The sequence below is a fragment of the Ornithinimicrobium ciconiae genome, assembly GCF_007197575.1.
GTDB classification, from domain to species: domain Bacteria; phylum Actinomycetota; class Actinomycetes; order Actinomycetales; family Dermatophilaceae; genus Ornithinicoccus; species Ornithinicoccus ciconiae.
The window spans coordinates 101,879-119,583 of sequence record NZ_CP041616.1 but is presented as its reverse complement, the minus strand read 5'-3'; the positions used below and the strand labels follow the sequence as shown (position 1 = coordinate 119,583).

The window sequence follows — 17,705 nt, the reverse complement described above, 5'->3', positions numbered from 1 at the left end:
TATGCCGTCACCCGACGCAACACCCGACGGACCTTCCCGAGAGCTCGAGATCGTGCTGCGCTTCGGCGACCCGCGCGTCCGGCAGGCGGAGGCGGACGGGTGGGAGTGCGTCGCCACCTCCTGGGGCGCCCGCCTCGAGCTCGACCCGTCGGACCCGGAGCCGTTGGCCCGGCTGCGCCGGCTCGTGGGCCGGGTGGACAGCGCCGGTTACGTGCTGCGCCTGGCCCAGCCCGACGACATACCGCAGCTGCTGGCCCTGGACGGGCTGACCGCCCCGGACTATCCCGGTGGGGTGGCGACCCGCCACGACCCCCTGGACGAGAGCGCCGCCGCGGCCCTGTTGCAGGGCGGCCAGGTCTGGGGCGCCTGGCAGGGCGAGACCCTGGTCGCGCTGACCACGACGCACCGGCTCGAGGACCGGGTCGAGACCGACTTCACCGCAGTGCATCCCGAGCACCGCGGTCGCGGGTTGGGCAGCGCAGTCAAGGCTGCGTCGGTGCTGGCCCACGCCGGGCAGGGTGAGACCCACTTCGGCACCGGCGGCGCGGACAGTAATCTCGCCAGCCTGGCCATGAACCGGGCGGTCGGCTATCAGATCACCGAGAGGTGGCACACCTACCGGCGCCGCCCGGCCGACCTGGAGCTGTGGGGCAGCGTCACCGACGCCGAGCTCACCAGCCTGCACGCCGCGGCCTTCGGTCACGCGCCCACCGCCGTCCCCTGGAACGAGCGACTCACCGCGCACAGCCTCACCTGGGTGACGGCCCGGGCACCCGAGGACCGCAGCCTCGTCGGCTTCGTCAACGTCGTCGGCGACGGCGGCGCCCATGCCTTCCTGCTGGACACGATGGTGCGCCCCGACCAGCAGGGCCGCGGGATCGGGCGGGGACTGGTCCGGGCTGCGGCCCGCGAGGCGACGCTGCGGGGCTGCCACTGGCTGCACGCCGACTACGAGGAGGCCGCCGCGGCCTTCTACGAGCAGGGCTGTGGGCTGGTGCCGACCCGAGCAGGGCTGCTGCGCCTGCGCCCAGACCAGCCGGAGCCGCGACCAGCTCGAGACGTGACCAGCCGGAGCCGCGACCAGCTCGAGACGTGACCGGATCGTGACCCGCCGGCACAACCTGGGGCCACCCCGCATCCGTTAGACCACTATGGGCCCAGCCGGAGGGGGTGAGCAGCGTGCAGGTCGATGAGGACTTCCTGGACTTCGTCCGGGCCCGTCAGGACCCGCTGCTGCGTGCTGCGGTGCTGATGTGCGGCAACCACCACCTCGCCCAGGACCTGCTGCAGGACGCGCTCGCCAAGCTGGCCAGCCGCTGGGACCAGGTGCGCCAGGGGTCCCCCGAGGCCTACACCCGCCGGATCCTCTATCGCGACGCGATTTCCCACTGGCGCAAGTGGCGCCGCGAGCAGCCGTATGACGTCAACTCGCCCGAGGGTGACTTCGTCACCCGGCAGGGTGGGCCGGACCGTGCCGCCGAGTGGGTGGAGGGTGCCGAGGTGCGCGCTGCCCTGGGGGAGCTCGCGCCCCGTCAGCGGGCGGTGCTGGTGCTCCGCTACTACGAGGACCTCCCGGAGGAGCAGATCGCCGAGATCCTCGGCATCAGCCGCGGGACCGTCAAGAGCCAGGCCAGCAGCGCCCTGGCCAACCTGCGCCGGCTGCTGCCGGAGCTGGAGCCGGTGCTGACCGGCGAGGGAGGTGAGCACGCATGACTCGCAAGAACCTGCATGAGGTGCTGGACCAGGCGGTGGGTCAGACCCCCCGAGTCGATCTGGCTGAGGGTGCCTGGGCTCGGGGTGTCGGGATGCGCCGCCGCCGTCGGGCAGCGTTTGCCGGGGGAGGTGCGGTGCTCGCGGCAACAGCCGTCGCCGGAGCTCTCGCGATCTCGGGCGGCCTGGCCCCGGATGAGGACATGGCACCGGCCGTGCCGACCGGGTCGTCGCCGACGCAGGGTGAGCCCTCGCCGACCGACGGGGCAGAGCTCACCGGGACTCCGCCCCCGTCGGACTCCGCACCGTCCGACGGTGACCCCGCCAGTTGGCGGTTGCTCGATCCGGGCAGTCTGACCATGGAGTCGCAGACCCTCCGGGTGGGCGTCACCCGGGCAGGGTGCTCCGGAGGCAGGACCGGCCAGGTGCTGGAGCCGGTCGTGACTGCTGAGAGCGACCGGGTCCTGGTCCGGATCGACGTGGAGCCGCTGCCGTCGGGCGAGTATGCGTGTCCCGGCAACGACGAGGTCGAGGTCGACGTCGTGCTGGACGAACCACTCGGCCGGCGTGATCTCTTCGACCTGGCCTGTCAGGACACCGACTATCCGGTGCCCTGCGACGACCACATCCAGTGGGCCCATCCGAGGGGTGAGCCGGTCGAGGTCATGGTCGACCCCTACCTCATCGCGACCACGCCGCAGGAGTTCGCCGACTGGGGCTCCCACGTGGTCTGGGTCGAGGTGCTCGCCGAGCGTGAGGTGGAGCCGCGCTATCCGGGCTCCCTCGGCGCCGACCAGACGGCCCGAGAGGTGGACCTCTATGTGCGGGACGTCATGTGGTCCCACCCCGAGGCCATCACACCGGTCTCGTGGGATGAGGTCATCACCCTCGAGGTCTCACCGGGGTGGAGCGACGGGCAACCGGCTGTCCTGGAGTCTGACACCCGTCTCGAGGTCGGTCACGAGTACGTGCTCGCGCTGGTGGACACCTATGACGACGGCGAGCAGTATCTCGACAGCCTGCTCGGGAGCGTGACCGAGATCGAGTCCCCCGCGGGTGATCTCGCCTACCAGTTGTATGCCGAACTGGAGAACATCACGCCGGATCCGGACCGAGCGCCGCGCCCCGGTGAGGCCTGGGACGCCCGCTTCATGCGGGTGACGGGCTAGCGCCCAGGGCCTACGAAACCACTACCAAAATGCGGGGTGCGCCTACGAAACCACTACCAAAATGCGGGGTGCGCCGACGAAACCACTACCAAAATTGTTTCTAGCGGACGACGACCGCCGGCACCGGTGAGGCGCGCACGATCCGAGTGCCGGTCGGTCCGAGGAAGAGCCGGGTCAGCCGACCCTCGCGGGAGGACCCGACCACCAGGATCTCGTCGTCGTGCCAGGACACCCGGTGCAGCGCCTTGGACCAGTCGGCGCCCCGGGCGACGGCCTGCTCGACCTGCGCCGGGTCGATGCCGAGGTCTGCCAGGGACTCGACGGCGCGCGTCTGCTCCTGCGTCACGGACTCCTCCCACTGGTCAGTGACCAGGCGCTCGCTGCGACCTACACCAGCGGTGAACATGCCCTGACTGGTGACCGAGAAGGTCACCACGCGCAGCGAGGCTCCCGCCCGCTGGCACACCTCGGCGGTGCGGTGCAGTGCTCGGTGAGAGGGCGGATCACCCCGGAAGGCCACCGTTGCCCTCGCGATCACCCCGTTCCGTGGGGCCGCATATCCGTGCGTGCTGATGGCCACCGGGATCGGGGAGGAGTGCAACAAGGCGTCGGCGGTGGAGCCCAGCGCGATGCGACCACGCGTCCTGGACGAGCCCAGGACGATGAGATCAGCACTGATGCGCGCGGCCTCGCGGCGCAGCGCGGACGGGGCGGACCGGCCACGCACCCACGAGGTGCTGACCTCGATCCCCTGACAGTGCTCGTCCGTGAACTCCTTGGCCCGCGCGGCCGCGGCGGCTCCCTGCGTGCTGGCCCACTCGGCATACTCCCCGTCGACCCCACCGGAGATCGGGGTGGGCCAGGGTGCGGGGACCACGGAGACCACGGACAGGTCCTGCCCGTCGGACCGGGCCAGCGTCGCCGCGAACTCGATGGTGGAGTGGTCGTCCAGGGGGCCGAGTCCGACCAGGACGGTCATGGCACGTCCGCCGTCTCGACCGGGGCCTGGCCCGGGTTCAACCGCGAGTTTCGTCGACCCCACAGGAAGTAGAAGGCGAGCACGATGGCCAGCCAGGTGAGGAAGACGACCCAGGTGAACAGGCGCAGGCCGGACAGAACATAGATGCACAGGATGACGGTCAGGATGGGGGTGACCGGATAGCCCGGCACCTTGAACGGCCGCTCCAGATCGGGGTTGGTGCGCCGCAGCACCAGGACGCCGATCGCCACCGTGATGAAGGCTCCCAGCGTCCCGATCGAGACGGTGTCCCACAGGTAGTCGGCCGGGACGAACCCGGCGATGAGGGACACCACGAGTGCCACGACGACGGTGTTGAAGTTGGGGGTCAGGGTGCGCGGATTGACGTGGGCAAACTTGTGCGGCAGCATCCGGTCGCGCCCCATGGCAAACAGGATGCGGGTCTGGCCATAGAGCGTCACCAGGGTGACCGAGAAGATCGAGATGACGGCACCGGCGGCCAGGATCGTCCCGGCCGTGGAGTTGCCGGTGATGTTGCCCAGGATCACCGACAGGCCGGCGGACTGTTGCTCCGGGTCGGAGAAGTCCTCCAACGGTTGGGCGCCGACGCTGGAGATGGCGACCAGGACATAGACGGTGACCACGATCACCAGCGCACCCATGATCGCCTGCGGCAGCGCCTTCTGGGGGTTGCGCACCTCCTCACCGGCGGTGGAGACGGCGTCCAGTCCGATGAAGGAGAAGAAGATCGTCGCGGCCGCCGCGCTCACGCCGGCCGGCCCCGCGGCCCAGAAGTTGTCGAACCGGTCGGCCTCGAAGGCGGTGAAGGCGATGATGACGAACATCAGCAGGACCCCGAGCTTGATGAGCACCATGATCGTGTTGGCCCGTGCCGACTCGGTCACTCCCCGGATCAGCAGCAGCATGCACAGGAAGACCAGCACCACGGCCGGCAGGTTGATCAGACCGGTGGCGTTGTCCTCGAACGGGATGGGCGAGAACGACAGGGCGTCGGGCAGCTGCCAGCCGAACAGGCTGCTGGTGAGCTCGTTGAAGTAGCCGCTCCAGCCGACCGCGACCGCGGAGGCCGCCACGCCATACTCCAGCAGCACGCAGGCGGCGATGATCATGGCGACCAGCTCACCCATCGAGTGATAGGCGTAGGAGTAGGTCGAGCCGCTGACCGGGATCGCACTGGCCAGCTCGGCATAACAGAGCGCGGACAGCCCGGCGGCCAGGCCGGCGACGATGAAGGCCACCACGACAGCCGGTCCCGCGTCGGGGGTGGCCTCCTGCATGACGAAGAAGATGCCTGTGCCGACGGTGGCGCCGACGCCAAAGAGCATCAGCGTAAAGGTGCCGAGCTTGCGCTCCAGGTGCTCGTCGCTGCTCCCCGAGGTGACCCGCGCCAGCGGCTTGCGCCGACTCATCTGCTCCCAGAGGCTGACGCTCATCGGCCCACTCCTTTTCCCGAGGTGATATGGCCCTCCTCGCACAAGGTAGACCTGTCGAGTCCGTATCGCACCTGGAACTTTCTGCACCTAGGTTGGGACCCATGGCACACACTGCTCCGTCCCCTCACCCCGGCATGGGTGCGACCCTGCACGACGACGGCGTGACCTTCCGCGTCTGGGCGCCGAACGCCCGCGGCGTCGCGGCCGTCGGCTCCTACGACGAGTGGAAGGACCCCGCACAGCTGAGCCCCGACGGTGACGGGTCCGCGGGCACCTGGTCGGTCCACGTCCCGGGGGTCAGCGCCGGGGCCGAGTATCAGTTCAAGGTGACTACCGGAGGCGGTGAGGACGTCTGGCGGGCGGACCCCTATGCGCGCGTCATGACCAACTCGGTCGGCAACTCGGTGGTTTACGACCCGCACGCCTTCGACTGGGGGGACGACGACTTCCAGATGCCGCACTGGGACGACGTGGTGATCTACGAGATGCACGTCGGCACCTTCGCCGCGGACCAGGAGCACCGGGGCACCTTCGACCGGGCCGCCGAGCGACTGCCCTACCTGCGCGAGCTGGGCATCTCGGTGGTGCAGGTGATGCCTCCGGCAGAGTATGCCGGGGACATCAGCTGGGGCTACAACCCGGCGCACATGTTTGCCGTCGAGTCCTCCTACGGCGGACCGGACGCCTTCAAACGCTTCATCAAGGCCGCTCACGAGCACGGGATCGCAGTCATCGTCGACGTCGTGCACAACCACATCGGGCCCTCGGACCTGGACCTGTGGCGCTTTGACGGGTGGCACGAGAATGACGGCGGCGGGATCTACTTCTACAACGACTGGCGGGCCGAGACCCCGTGGGGTGCGACCCGGCCGGACTTCGGGCGCGCGGCGGTGCGCCAGTTCCTGTTCGACAGCGCCAAGCTCTGGCTGCGCGAGTTCCGCTGCGACGGACTGCGCTTTGATGCCACCGCCTACATTCGGTCCGTGCACGGGACAGTCCAGGACGCCGGGTCGATGCTCCCGGATGCCACCGAATACCTCCAGTCCCTGAACTCGGCGCTGTCGAGCGACCAGCCGTGGAAGCTACTGATCGCCGAGGACCTGCAGAACGACCCCACGGTCACCATGCCGGTTGAGCAGGGAGGTCTGGGTTTCCACGCCCAGTGGGACGCCGGTTTCGTCCACGTGGTGCGGCGTGCGCTCACCGAGCTCGACGACTCCGGCCGGGACATGAGCGAGGTGGCTCAGGGCATCCTCGGCACAGGTCGCGGCGCGGCTGGCTCCCGGGTGATCTACACCGAGTCGCACGACGAGGTGGCCAACGGCAAGACGCGGGTGCCGGAGGCGATCTCACCCGGTGCGGCAGACAGTCTCGCCGCAAAGAAGCGGGCGACGCTCGGGTCTGCGGCGGTCTTCTTCGCGCCCGGCATGCCGATGTTCTTCCAGGGCCAGGAGATGCTGGCCGACCGCTACTTCGATGACTCCGTGCCGCTGGACTGGCGTGACGTGCGCGACCACTCCGGCATCGTGGCGATGCACCGCCACCTGATCGCGCTGCGCCGCAACCGGCAGGGCACGACTGCGGGCCTGCGTGGCCCAAACGCCAATGTCATTCGGGTCGACCAGGGGCGCGGACTGATCATCCTGCACCGGTGGGGGCAGGGTGGTCCGCACGACGACACCCTCGTCGCGCTGAACTTCTCCGCTTCACCTGTGACCGACTACCGCGTCGGCATGCCGCGGGCCGGCCGCTGGGCTGTCCGGTTCAACGGCGACTCGACGCTCTACGACCCGGCGTTCGGGGACCACCCCGTCTTCGACGTGGTCACGGACCCGGAGCCAGCCGACGACTGCGCCCAGAGCGCGACCCTGGCGGTCGGCGCCTACAGCGCCGTGGTCCTCTCGCTCGAACCCTGACCACTGTGAGAGAGGTTTGGTCGGCGCCTCACCTATTTTCCGAGAGGTTTCGTCGGTGCCCAACACCTTTTGAGAGGGGTTTCGTCGGGGCGGCCACGCACCATTTTCGGGAGGTTCGGAACGCAGCAGGAGTTGGAGGGGCAAGATAGGGACATGCACGCCCCGGACCCCTCGCGCTATGACTCGATGACCTACCGCCGCACCGGACGCTCCGGCCTGGACCTGCCAGCGGTCTCGCTGGGCCTGTGGCACAACTTCGGCGACGACGTCGCCTTCGAGCGGCAGGAGCAGGTGCTGCGCCGGGCGTTCGACCTCGGTGTCACCCACTTTGACCTGGCCAACAACTACGGCCCGCCCTACGGCGCCGCGGAGGAGAACTTCGGCCGTCACCTGCAGCGCTCGTTTGCCGGTCTGCGCGATGAACTGGTCATCTCCAGCAAGGCCGGGTGGGACATGTGGCCGGGCCCCTACGGTCAGATCGGGGGCTCGCGCAAGTACCTCATCGCCAGCCTCGACCAGTCGCTGCGACGCATGGGGCTGGACTACGTCGATATCTACTATCACCACCGACCGGACCTCTCGACGCCGCTGGAGGAGACGATGGGCGCGCTGGACGCGATCGTCCGCTCCGGCAAGGCGCTGTATGTCGGGATCTCCTCCTACTCCGCTGCGGCGACCCGGGAGGCCGCCGGCCTGCTGGCCGACCTCGGCACCCCGCTGCTGATCCACCAGCCGTCCTACTCGATGCTCAACCGGTGGATCGAGCAGGAGCAGCTGCTGGACACCCTCGAGGAGGTCGGCGCCGGGTGCATCGCCTTCTCACCGCTGGCCCAGGGGATGCTGACCGACCGCTATCTGCACGGGATCCCGGAGGGCTCCCGAGCCAGCCAGAGCAAGTCGCTGTCTGCGGAGATGCTCACCGAGCAGTCGCTCGCGCACGTGCGCTCGCTGCACGAGCTGGCGGCCGGCCGCGGGCAGAGCCTGGCCCAGATGGCTCTGGCCTGGGTGCTGCGGGATGCCCGGATGACCTCCGTGCTGGTCGGCGCCAGCAGCGTGGAGCAGCTGGAGCAGAACGTCGCCGCGGTCAAGAACCTCGAGTTCAGCGACGAGGAGCTCGCGCAGATCGAGCAGTATGCCGTCGACGCCGGGATCGACCTGTGGCAGCAGGCCCGCGAGGGGTCCTGAGCTGCTGCGTCAGGGCACCACATACCCCGGATCGGTGTCCCGGTGCTCGCCGTCGGGATCCGGCGGGGCGCGGTCCTCGTCTCGGGCGCCGGTGCGCTCGGCCCCGATGCCGGCCGCCACGACAAAGAGGATGCCGATGACCGGCAGGACCCCCGGCTGCTGACTGAGGATCACGAGACCGAGCAGGAGCGCCATGGCGGGCTCCAGGGCCATCAGCGTGCCGAACGAGGCCGTTGTCATCCGGCGCAGCGCCATCATCTCCAGCGCGAAGGGGATGACCGGCAGCAGGATCGCCAGCCCCAGCCCGATCAGGGCGTGCTGCCAGGTCAGGTCGGGGATAACTGAGCCACCGAGCACCGCGGTCGCCACCACGGCGGCAACCGGCATGGAGATCGCCAGGCCCTGCATGCCGGACACCGCGTCGCCGACGCGCTGGGTGAGCAGGATGTACATCGCCCAGCATGCCGCCGCTCCCAGGGCATAGGCGACACCGATCGGGTCGACGGTGCTGCGCCACGGCTCGGTGAGCATGAGCACCCCGATCAACGCCAGCACGGGCCAGAGCGCGGCGCGCCGGTTGCGGCTGCGCAGGACAGCCACTCCGAGGGGGCCCAGAAACTCCAGCGCACTCGCCGTGCCGACGGGGATCCGCTCAACGGCATACATGAACAGGATCGTGATGAAGGCCGTCACCACGCCGAGGGCCAGGCAGGCGAGCAGGTCCCGGCGAGCGAGCTGCCTCGGCCGCGGGCGCACCAGCACCAGGAAGATCAGTCCAGCCCAGGACAGCCGCAGCCAGGCGGCCCCGTCCGGGCCGATCTGGTCGAAGACCGAGAAGGCGGCCACGACACCCAGCTGCACGCAGAACATCGACGCCAGCGCCATCAGGGCGCCGCTGCGAGCCGCAGCCCGGGCGTCAGCGCTGGTGTGGGTGCTCACCGGCCCCGCCGTGCGCGGTCATCGAGATCTCCTGTGTCCTGTCCCTGGAAGCGCAGCCGGTCCTCAGACGGTCTGCTGGCGGACCACGTCAAAGGGCGCGGCGGACTGCAGACGCGAGTGTATGCCGGAGGTCACGAAGACCTTCGCGGCACGGGCCGCCTCCAGCGGGGAGTCTCCCAGCGCCAGGCGCGCGGCGACCGCAGCAGCCAGGGTGCAGCCGGCTCCGGCCACGGCAACGTCGCCGACCTTGGGCGCGGAGAGCACCTCCGTGGTGTCCGCGTCGACGAAGACGTCCACCGCATCCGGACCGGGCAGGTGCACCCCGCCCTTGGCGAGGACCGCGGCCCCCGACAACTCATGGATGCGGCGCGCTGCCTCGGTGAGGTCGTCGACCGTGCGGATCTGCATCCCGGAGAGGGCCTCGGCCTCAAAGTGGTTGGGCGTGACAAAGGTGGCCAGCGGGAGGATCTGGGCCTTCAGCGCGGTGTCCGTGTCGAGCGCCGCACCGGGCTCCTGCCCCTTGCAGATCAGCACCGGGTCGAGCACGACCTGGGCGAACGGCCGTCGCTGCAGCGCCTCGGCGACCGTCGCGATCGTGGTCGGGGTGCCCAACATGCCGATCTTGGTCACCGAGAGCTGGTCCTGGTCGTAGGCCGCCGTGATGGCCTCCAGCTGATCGGTGATCACCGACGCCTCGACGGGCACGAAGCGGTGACCCCAGTCAGCCTTGGGGTCGAAGGAGACGATGCAGGTCAGGGTGACCACGCCGAAGACGTCGTGGGCCTGGAAGGTGCGCAGATCGGCCTGGGCCCCGGCGCCGCCGGTGGCCTCGGAGCCGGCGATGGTCAGGGCGAGCGGAGCGGAAGTCATCCTCTGATGGTGCCACTGCCCCCGCGGCAGTGCGTGATCGGGTCATCGTCGCAGGTCCGAGGACTCCCCGTGCTCAGGTCCGAGGACTCCCCGTGCTCAGGTCCGAGGACTCCCCGTGCTCAGGTCCAGGGACTCCCGGTGCTCAGGTCCGAGGACTCCCCGTGCTCAAGTCCAGGGACTCCCGGTGCCCAGGTCCGAGGTGGCGTGCCCGAAGCCGATCTCTTCGCCCACGGTGCTCCTCCGGTGTGCGGCTGCCGGAGGACACAACCAAGAGGGTGCGCCCCCGGGGGTCTACCATCGGCCGCATGACCCTCTCGCTCGCTGTCGGCCGTCCCACGCTCGCCGACCACGTCGTTCCTCGCGGTCTCGTCACCGACATCTCGCTCGTCGTCGGCGGTGCGGCACTGACCGGTCTGCTGGCTCAGGTGGCCATCCCGCTCTGGCCGGTCCCGATCACCGGCCAGACCCTGGCGGTGCTGCTGGTCGGTTCCACGCTGGGTGCCAGCCGTGGCGCGTTGTCCATGCTGGTCTATGCCCTGGTCGGGGTGGCCGGTGTCCCGTGGTTCTCCGACTCCGGGCACGGCATCGCCTGGCTGCTGGGCTCCAGCGGCGGCTACATCGTCGGCTTCATCCTGGCGGCAGCGCTGACCGGCTGGCTTGCCCAGCGTCAGTGGGACCGCAAGTTCCTGCATGCTGCGGTGACCTTCCTCGCCGGTTCTGGAGTCGTCTTCCTCATCGGACTTCCCTGGTTGGCCGTCGTCACCGGCGCCGACCTCGTGCAGACCCTGCAGTGGGGCCTGGTGCCCTTCATCCCGGGCGGCATCGTCAAGGCGCTCGTCGCCGCGGCCCTGATCCCGGCGATCTGGCAGTCCGTGCGACGCCTCGACGAAGCCAAGGGTGGCGACCTGCGGTGACGCCGGAGCCGCCGCGGATCACCGGCCTGCACTTCGCCGAGCCTCAGCGGGCCCAGCCGGCCGATCTCGCGCTGCTGACCGACCAGCTGCTGCAGGAGGCCACAGAACGGCCCAACGGGTTGCGCACCAAGGCGATCATCCAGGGTCCGCTGCAGCAGGCGGTGCTCTTCGCCCTCCGGGCCGGAGCCCAACTACCCGAGCACGACTCGCCACCGGCCGCCACGCTCCAGGTGTTGCGCGGCCAGGTCGTGCTGGTCGCCGGTGAGGAGCGTTGGAGGCTGGCAAAGGGCAGCCTGCTGCCGATCCCCCCGGTGCGCCATCACGTGGACGCTGTCACCGATGCCGTGTGTCTGCTCACGATCTGCCGGGGTGAGGGCTAGGGACCTCCTCGGTCCCGACAGTTGGTGTGTCGGCGTCGTCTGAGGGTCGGGTGGCGCGGGTCCGACGGCTGGACGGCCTCTCGCGCTTCGCGTGACGCCGCGGGGGCGGTGGCTTCTCGGCCGGGTGCGCATACTCCTGGTGGTAGTAGCTATAGGTGTCGAGCCCGCTCGCCGGCAACCGGTTCAGCAACACCCCGAGCACATGGGCGCCCACCCCCTCCAGGGTGGCCAGGGCCTGCGCGAGCTGGTTGCGTCGCACCACCCCTGCGCCGACGACCACGATGGTGCCGTCCACCATCTTCGACAGCACGGCGGCATCGGTGACGGGCAGGAGCGGCGGCGCGTCGATCAGCACATACTCGAAACGCTCGCGCAGCTCGTCCAGCAGGGCGGCCATCCCGGGAGATCCGAGCAGCTCGCTGGGGTTGGGCGGGATGGGACCGGCCCCGAGGACCGTCAGGTGCTTGCCGTAGGGCTGCAGCATGTCGTCGAGGGTGGCTGCTCCGATCAACACCGAGGTCAGGCCCGCACCACCCTCCATCCTGAGGTAGGTGAGCAGCCCAGGGCGGCGCAGGTCGGCCTCGACAGCACACACGGTGGCACCGGAGGCGGCCAGGGTGAGGGCCAAGTTGGCCACCGTCGTGGACTTTCCCTCTTCCGGCAGGGAGGAGGTGCACAGCAGCAGGCGGGGACGTTCGGCGGCATTGATGAACTGCAGGTTGGTCCGCGCTGCACGGAACGCCTCGGCGCGTGGACTGTAGTTGTCCCCATCGACCCGCAGCGGTACGCGCGCCGCGTCCCGGTCGAAGGCGATGCCACCGATGACCGGTCGGTCAGTCACCTGCAGCACATCGGTGGCGCCGGTGACCCGCGTGTCGAGCGCTTCGCGGGCCACAGCCGCCGCGACCCCGAGCATCAGGCCCAGACTCAGCCCGAGGGCAAGGTTGCGGAGTGGATTGGGCGACACCGGGCTGATTGCTTCCCGGGCCGGTCGGATCACTGAGGCCTTCACCGGGCTCGGTCCGCTCTCGCCGGTCCGCTCCAGCTCCGCCACGGTGACGGTGAACTGCTCGGCCACGGCGTTGGCGATCGCGGCGCTCTCCGCGGGGTCCTCGCCGCTGACATGGATGTCGATCAGCACGGTCTCCTTGGGGACCGCGGTGCTGACCCGGGATGCCAGCTGCTCGGGGGATTCGTCCAGGCCGAGCTCGGCGATGACCGGCTCCAGCACGACGGGCGCGGTCACCATGTCGGCATAGGTGGTCACCTGGCGCAGGGTGAACGAGTTGCCCTGGGCGAGGTCGGTCACGTTGTCGTGCACCGTCGTCGAGATGAACAGCTGCGCCGTCGCGCGATAGATGGGGGTGCTCAGGCTGGTGGCGAGGACCGAGCCGCCGACGCACAGGACAAGCAGAAGCGCGACCCAGCGCCAGCGTCGGCGAAGGGCTCGCAGATAGTCGTGCAGTTCCACGTGCCGCCTCCCGGTCTCCCAGGTGTGATCTGCGCAGCATAGTCGCCGGAGGGGTCGATCCGGCATGATGACGCACGTGCCCCGCCCACAGGTCGATCGCGGGTTCGCCCGCAACGTGGGCAGCCTGCTCGTCTCGCAGGTGCTGCGCGTGCCCATCACCGCGGTCTATTTCGTGGCTGCGACGCGGGTGCTGGGAGTGGAGTCGTTCGGCCGGCTGACGGCGGTCGCCGCGGTCGTGATGATCGCGGCGCCCTTCTCGGCGCTGGGCTCCGGGGCTCTGATCGTCAAGTATGGCGCGACCGAACCGGAGACGACCCACCGCTGGCTGGGTGCGGGGCTGACCATCAGCGCCCTCGGTGCGGTCGTCGTGGGTGCGCTCCTCCTGGTGCTGTCTCCGGTCCTGATCCCGCAGGGCACCGGGGTGGCGATCCTCTGGGGACTGGTCCTGGCCGACTTCATCTTCGCGCGCGCTGCCGACCTCGCCTCCTCCGTCTTCGTGGCCCGCGAGGAGATGAGGGTCACCGCCTTCTGCCAGGTGCTGCTGCCTGCGCTTCGCCTGCTGGCGGCGGCCATCCTGCTGCTCACGCCCTCACCGGTCGGACTGGGCACGTGGGTCCTCGCGCTGGTGCTCAGCTCGGCGCTCTCCGGGGCCATCTGTCTGACCCTTGCCGTGCGGGCGGTGGGCCGACCGGTTCTCGGGCTGGCGCCCTTCCGCGGGCACTGGCGGGAGGCCCTGCTGTTCAGCGTGGGGATCGGCACCCAGAACGCTCACAATGATGTCGACAAGGCCATGCTGGGCCGGCTCGATGGTCCGGCCGGGGCCGGTGTCTACGGCGCGGCCTACCGCTTCATCGACACTGCCTGGCTGCCCGTGCGCGCACTGTTCGGCGCGGCCTGGCCCCGGTTCTTCCGCTACGCCCGAGAGGGCAACTCGTCGCTGATCCCCTTCGTCCGGGCGATCGCCGGCCCGGCGCTGCTCTACAGCCTGACGGCGACCGTGGGGTTGATCGTCCTGGCCGGGATCCTGGTCCCGCTGCTGGGCGAGGCCTATGCCGAGTCGGTCCCGCTGCTGCGGGTGCTGGGCGTCGTCGTGCTGTTGCGGTGCCTCTACTATCTGCCCGCGGACGTGCTGACCGGGATGGGCCGCCAGGGGCTGCGCACCATCATCCAGCTGGTCGTGCTGGCCACCAATGTGGGGCTGAACCTCTGGTTGATTCCGCGCTTCGGTGTCTGGGGCGCCGCCTGGTCGACACTGGCCTGCGAGGCCGCGCTGGCGATGGCCCTGTGGATCGCCCTCGCGGTCTCGGTGCGCCACCCGGTCCCCCAGGAACGGAGGGACGTATGACGCCACGCGTCTCAGCCGCCGATCTCCAGGTGACCTTCCTGGCCACCGTGCTGACCCCACGGCGCGGGATGGAGAACGCCCTGGTGCGGCTGGCCTCCGCCCTGGCGGAGCGGCATCAGGTGGAGATCCTCGTGCTGCACGACCCGGGGCCGGTGACGGTGCCCGGGGTGACCGTGACCTGCCTCGATGCCGGGACGGAGCGGCACACCCGCGCAGCCTTACGTCGGCGGCTGCGGGCCGGTGCGAGCGGCGAGATCCTGGTGCTCACCGGTGTCTGGGCGGGAGCCCAGCTCCTCCTGGCCGCACCCTGGGCGCTCCGGTCCGCGGTGGCGTGGGAGCACTCCCTGACACCCACCAGGCTGGCCACCGGTCGGCGGTTCCGGCTCCGGGCCGAGCTGGTGGCACGCAGCTATCGGCGTGCCCGCGCGGTCGTCGCGGTCAGCCCCGTGGTGGCCAGCACCCTGTGCGACCAGTGGTCCGTGGCCACCGTCGTCCTGCCCAACCTGCTCGACCTGCCGGAGCTCTCCCCGGGTGCGACCCGGCACGCTGCGCGTGCGGATGACCCGCCGGACAGCTCCGCTCCGGTCCGGCTCCTGGCCCTTGGTCAGGCCAGGGCCGTGAAGAACTTCGATGTCCTGATCCGGTCCCTGCCGCTGCTCACCATGGACTGGCGCCTCCGAATGGTCGGTGGGGGACCCCTGGAGCCGGAGCTGCAGGCCCAGGCCCGGCAGTTGGGTGTCGACGACCGGATCGAGTGGGTGGGTGACGTGGCCGACCCCGGGCCGTTGCTGGCCGACAGTGATGTCCTGGTCCACCCGGCGTCGTCGGAGACCTTCGGCTATGTCCTCTTCGAGGCGGCTGAGCACTGGCTGCCGGTGGTGGCCTGTGACGCCCCGGTGATGAACACCCTCGTGCCGGACACCGTCCCCGGGCTGCTCACGCAGGCTGATCCGGCACACCTGGCCGCGGCGGTGGAGGAGGCTGCCCGTCGCTATGCCGGTCCCGGGGCCGCTGCCGCGGACGAGTTTCGGGCTGCCGACGCGCTCCGCCGCCGCGCCTACAGTGCTCGTGCGACGATCGCCGCCTGGGAGGAGGTGTTGCATGAGTGACGACCCACCCGGTGCCCCGCGGGTCAGCGCCATCCTGCCGCTGCACGACCCCGGCCCGGGACTGCGCTCCACGATTGCGGCACTCCTGGCCACGCTCTCGGCCGAGGACGAGCTCGTCGTGGTCGATGACGCCTCCGGCGACGGGACTGCCGACCTGCTCCGCGACACGGACTGGCAGGGCCTGCCGGTGCAGGTGGTGCGGCTCCCGGAGCGGGCAGGGGTCGCCGCGGCGCGCAACCACGGCCTCACCCGCGCTCGCGGTGAGATGGTCTGGTTCGTCGACTGGGACGACCGGTGGGACCCGGCGATCGTCGGCCGGTTGTATGCCGCGCGCCTCGCCTCCGGAGCGCCGGTCGTCGGCTGTGGCGCTGACCTGGTCGACACCCGGGGGCGTCGACGGGAGCAGTTGGGTGAGGTGACCGGACCCACGCTGCTGACCGGCGGTGAGATCGGGATCGCGATCCTGGACGGCCGGATCCGGGGCTACCTGTGGAACAAGCTGTTCGCGCGGGAGGTCCTGGGTGAGTCTCCGTTTCCACCGCGCCGGACCAGGTCGGACTTCGCCGGCTCGGCCGAGCTCATGGCTCGACAGCCCACGGTCTATCTCATCCCGGACCTGATGTTCCACCACGTGCAGCGACCAGGCTCGCTGACCACGGTCCAACACCCCTCCCTGGAGACCCTGCGCGAGTCACAGCGGATCGGGGAGCGGGTCGCAGCAGTGGCCCTCGCGCATCCTGACGGGCCCGCCGACCCGACGGCGGTGGCTGCGGCGCTGCACGAGTTCCGCCACCGGGAGTGGCATGTGGCCGTGGCCGGCACCGCGATGCGCGCGCACCACGATCCGCAGGACCGCGCCGAGTGGCTGCGGATCGCCCGCGACGGACTGCAGCTGCGCGCTGCCGTGCGACTCTTTCCGCGCGACCGCGAACTGGCCCTGCGGGTGGCCGTCCTCGCGGCTCTCGGGGCCCACTACCCCCTTGCCTACCGTGCGGTCCTGAGGGTGCGGCCCTGGGTGCGCCGGGTGACCGGACGTGGCAGGGCCTGAGAGCTCGAGAGTGTCAGCCCCGCGATGACCCAGACCAGGCAGGTCGCCTGTGCGGCATACACCGGCGTCAGGGTCAGCGAGGTGAGGGCGACCAGGGCGCACGCGACGGCGAGGGGCGCGATCGGGCGCACTCCCCGACGGTGCAGGAAGACCGGCGACAGCAGCGCGACGACGAATGCGCCCACCAGCAGCAGGCCACCCTGGAGATAGAAGGCGACGAACTGGTTGTCGATGAAACTGATGAACTGCACCTGCGGTGGACCGAGCGTGCCCAGGCTCAGCCGGGGGTCGGTGGGGGAGTAGTCCAGAGCGACCTGCCAGGCCTCGACCCGGCCGAGCATGTTGCTGTCTGCCCGGACCCCCTCGGACAGGATCGAGATCCCGCTCGAGAGGCGACCCAGCAGACCGCCCCCGAGCAGCCGCTGCAACAGCCCGGTGGCATACGCGATCAGGAGCAGGGGAAGGACGAAGACGGCAGAGGTCAGGGCGTGGCGAGAGAGGGCCTGGGAGTCGCGCAGCGTCCGCACCAGCCAGATGACGGCCAGCACCGCCAGGCACAGGATCCCGGTGCGGGACTGGCTGCCCAGGATGCCGATGAGTGCGCAGGCGATGCCGGTGCTGCGGTGCATGCCGCGCAGGAAGGCGCAGGAGAGCACGAGGGCGGTCAGGGACCAGAGCGCGAAGGTGTTGGCGTTGATGAACAGGCCGGTGGACCGGCCGTAGATGACATACGCCTCGCTCAGCGAGCGCTGTGACTCGACGTCCCACTCCTGCATCGGCCCCCAGATGGACAGGGGGAGCAGGTCCAGGCGCAGCAGCGCCTGGCCGAGTGCGTAGGTGCCGTGGATCACGATGGCCAGGTGCACGACCGGGAGGATCCGGGCGCCGACCGTGGCGGTGAGGGCCAGGACCGCCCCGGGCACCAGGACCAACATCCAGGAGTAGAGCGTGGTCACCTGGTAGGTCCCGAGCAGCACGCCGAGGAGGGGCAGGGCCAGCAGCAGGAAGAACAGCGGTCCGACCGTGCTGATCACCCCGCCCGGGAGCGACGGGCGGGGGCGGCCCGCCCGCACCCAGGCCCAGAGGGCGGACCCGACGAAGAGCACCTCGAGCACCGGCAGCCCAGCAAAGCCAGGAGCCCGCCCCAGGGCCACGCGTTCGCCGAGGACGAGATAGAGCAGGAACGCCCCCAGGGCGAACTTCTGGGTCACGGGCT

Annotated in this window: 16 protein-coding genes; 10 read left to right on the top strand and 6 right to left on the bottom strand. The window is 70.2% G+C overall.

What is annotated here, in order from left to right:
- The first annotated feature begins 1 nt into the window (after window position 1).
- From FNH13_RS19380 to FNH13_RS00545, 3 genes are all read left to right on the top strand, one after another.
- A complete protein-coding gene (locus FNH13_RS19380) occupies window positions 2-1,096 on the top strand; it encodes a GNAT family N-acetyltransferase (RefSeq protein ID WP_228266510.1) in 1,095 nt (364 codons plus the stop codon).
- A 74-nt stretch (window positions 1,097-1,170) separates the two neighbouring features.
- Entirely contained in the window at window positions 1,171-1,713 is a 543-nt protein-coding gene (locus FNH13_RS00550; RefSeq protein WP_143781654.1) for a SigE family RNA polymerase sigma factor, read from the top strand.
- Entirely contained in the window at window positions 1,710-2,879 is a 1,170-nt protein-coding gene (locus FNH13_RS00545) for a hypothetical protein (protein ID WP_143781653.1), read from the top strand. The genes FNH13_RS00550 and FNH13_RS00545 overlap by 4 nt, the downstream gene beginning before the upstream one ends.
- A gap of 100 nt (window positions 2,880-2,979) precedes the next feature.
- Here FNH13_RS00545 and FNH13_RS00540 read toward each other — a convergent pair whose 3' ends face one another.
- Together FNH13_RS00540 and FNH13_RS00535 are read right to left on the bottom strand one after the other, a co-directional pair.
- On the bottom strand, window positions 2,980-3,858 hold the full coding sequence (locus FNH13_RS00540; RefSeq protein ID WP_143781652.1) for a universal stress protein: 879 nt from the start codon (window positions 3,856-3,858) through the stop codon (window positions 2,980-2,982).
- On the bottom strand, window positions 3,855-5,312 hold the full coding sequence (locus FNH13_RS00535; RefSeq protein ID WP_143781651.1) for an amino acid permease: 1,458 nt from the start codon (window positions 5,310-5,312) through the stop codon (window positions 3,855-3,857). The genes FNH13_RS00540 and FNH13_RS00535 overlap by 4 nt, the downstream gene beginning before the upstream one ends.
- Before the next feature lie 101 nt (window positions 5,313-5,413).
- Between FNH13_RS00535 and FNH13_RS00530 the strand changes: the two genes are divergently transcribed.
- Together FNH13_RS00530 and mgrA are read left to right on the top strand one after the other, a co-directional pair.
- On the top strand, window positions 5,414-7,228 hold the full coding sequence (locus FNH13_RS00530; protein WP_143781650.1) for an alpha-amylase family glycosyl hydrolase: 1,815 nt from the start codon (window positions 5,414-5,416) through the stop codon (window positions 7,226-7,228).
- A gap of 153 nt (window positions 7,229-7,381) precedes the next feature.
- Window positions 7,382-8,413 carry an L-glyceraldehyde 3-phosphate reductase gene (gene mgrA, locus FNH13_RS00525; RefSeq protein WP_143781649.1) on the top strand — a complete coding sequence of 344 codons (1,032 nt, stop codon included), beginning with the start codon at window positions 7,382-7,384 and terminating at the stop codon, window positions 8,411-8,413.
- Between the two features lie 9 nt (window positions 8,414-8,422).
- On the opposite strand, the gene FNH13_RS00520 is transcribed toward mgrA, so the two are convergent.
- Complete coding sequence (locus tag FNH13_RS00520) at window positions 8,423-9,352, bottom strand: EamA family transporter (RefSeq protein ID WP_228266509.1); 930 nt, start codon at window positions 9,350-9,352, stop codon at window positions 8,423-8,425.
- Between the two features lie 63 nt (window positions 9,353-9,415).
- A complete protein-coding gene (locus FNH13_RS00515; protein WP_143781648.1) occupies window positions 9,416-10,222 on the bottom strand; it encodes a PfkB family carbohydrate kinase in 807 nt (268 codons plus the stop codon).
- Between the two features lie 305 nt (window positions 10,223-10,527).
- Here FNH13_RS00515 and FNH13_RS00510 point away from each other — a divergent pair, with 305 nt between their 5' ends.
- Both FNH13_RS00510 and FNH13_RS00505 read left to right on the top strand, forming a co-directional pair.
- Entirely contained in the window at window positions 10,528-11,136 is a 609-nt protein-coding gene (locus tag FNH13_RS00510; protein ID WP_143781647.1) for a biotin transporter BioY, read from the top strand.
- Window positions 11,133-11,516 carry a cupin domain-containing protein gene (locus tag FNH13_RS00505; RefSeq protein WP_143781646.1) on the top strand — a complete coding sequence of 128 codons (384 nt, stop codon included), beginning with the start codon at window positions 11,133-11,135 and terminating at the stop codon, window positions 11,514-11,516. Before FNH13_RS00510 ends, FNH13_RS00505 begins: the two co-directional genes overlap by 4 nt.
- On the opposite strand, the gene FNH13_RS00500 is transcribed toward FNH13_RS00505, so the two are convergent.
- Window positions 11,491-12,987, bottom strand: a complete 1,497-nt coding sequence (locus FNH13_RS00500; protein ID WP_165699955.1) for a polysaccharide biosynthesis tyrosine autokinase — start codon at window positions 12,985-12,987, stop codon at window positions 11,491-11,493. The genes FNH13_RS00505 and FNH13_RS00500 overlap by 26 nt on opposite strands.
- A gap of 76 nt (window positions 12,988-13,063) precedes the next feature.
- On the opposite strand from FNH13_RS00500, the gene FNH13_RS00495 reads away from it, so the two are divergent.
- Genes FNH13_RS00495 through FNH13_RS00485 form a run of 3 tightly spaced genes read left to right on the top strand, consistent with a single transcriptional unit; the run spans window position 13,064 to window position 16,489 of the window.
- Window positions 13,064-14,332 (top strand): oligosaccharide flippase family protein, encoded by a 1,269-nt coding sequence (locus FNH13_RS00495; RefSeq protein ID WP_165699954.1) that lies wholly within the window; start codon window positions 13,064-13,066, stop codon window positions 14,330-14,332.
- Window positions 14,329-15,441, top strand: coding sequence for a glycosyltransferase (locus tag FNH13_RS00490; RefSeq protein ID WP_143781643.1), 1,113 nt, complete (start codon window positions 14,329-14,331; stop codon window positions 15,439-15,441). The genes FNH13_RS00495 and FNH13_RS00490 overlap by 4 nt, the downstream gene beginning before the upstream one ends.
- Complete coding sequence (locus FNH13_RS00485) at window positions 15,434-16,489, top strand: glycosyltransferase family 2 protein (protein ID WP_165699953.1); 1,056 nt, start codon at window positions 15,434-15,436, stop codon at window positions 16,487-16,489. The genes FNH13_RS00490 and FNH13_RS00485 overlap by 8 nt, the downstream gene beginning before the upstream one ends.
- Here FNH13_RS00485 and FNH13_RS00480 read toward each other — a convergent pair.
- A complete protein-coding gene (locus FNH13_RS00480; protein ID WP_143781641.1) occupies window positions 16,426-17,700 on the bottom strand; it encodes an O-antigen ligase family protein in 1,275 nt (424 codons plus the stop codon). The genes FNH13_RS00485 and FNH13_RS00480 overlap by 64 nt on opposite strands.
- Between the last annotated feature and the right edge of the window lie 5 nt (window positions 17,701-17,705).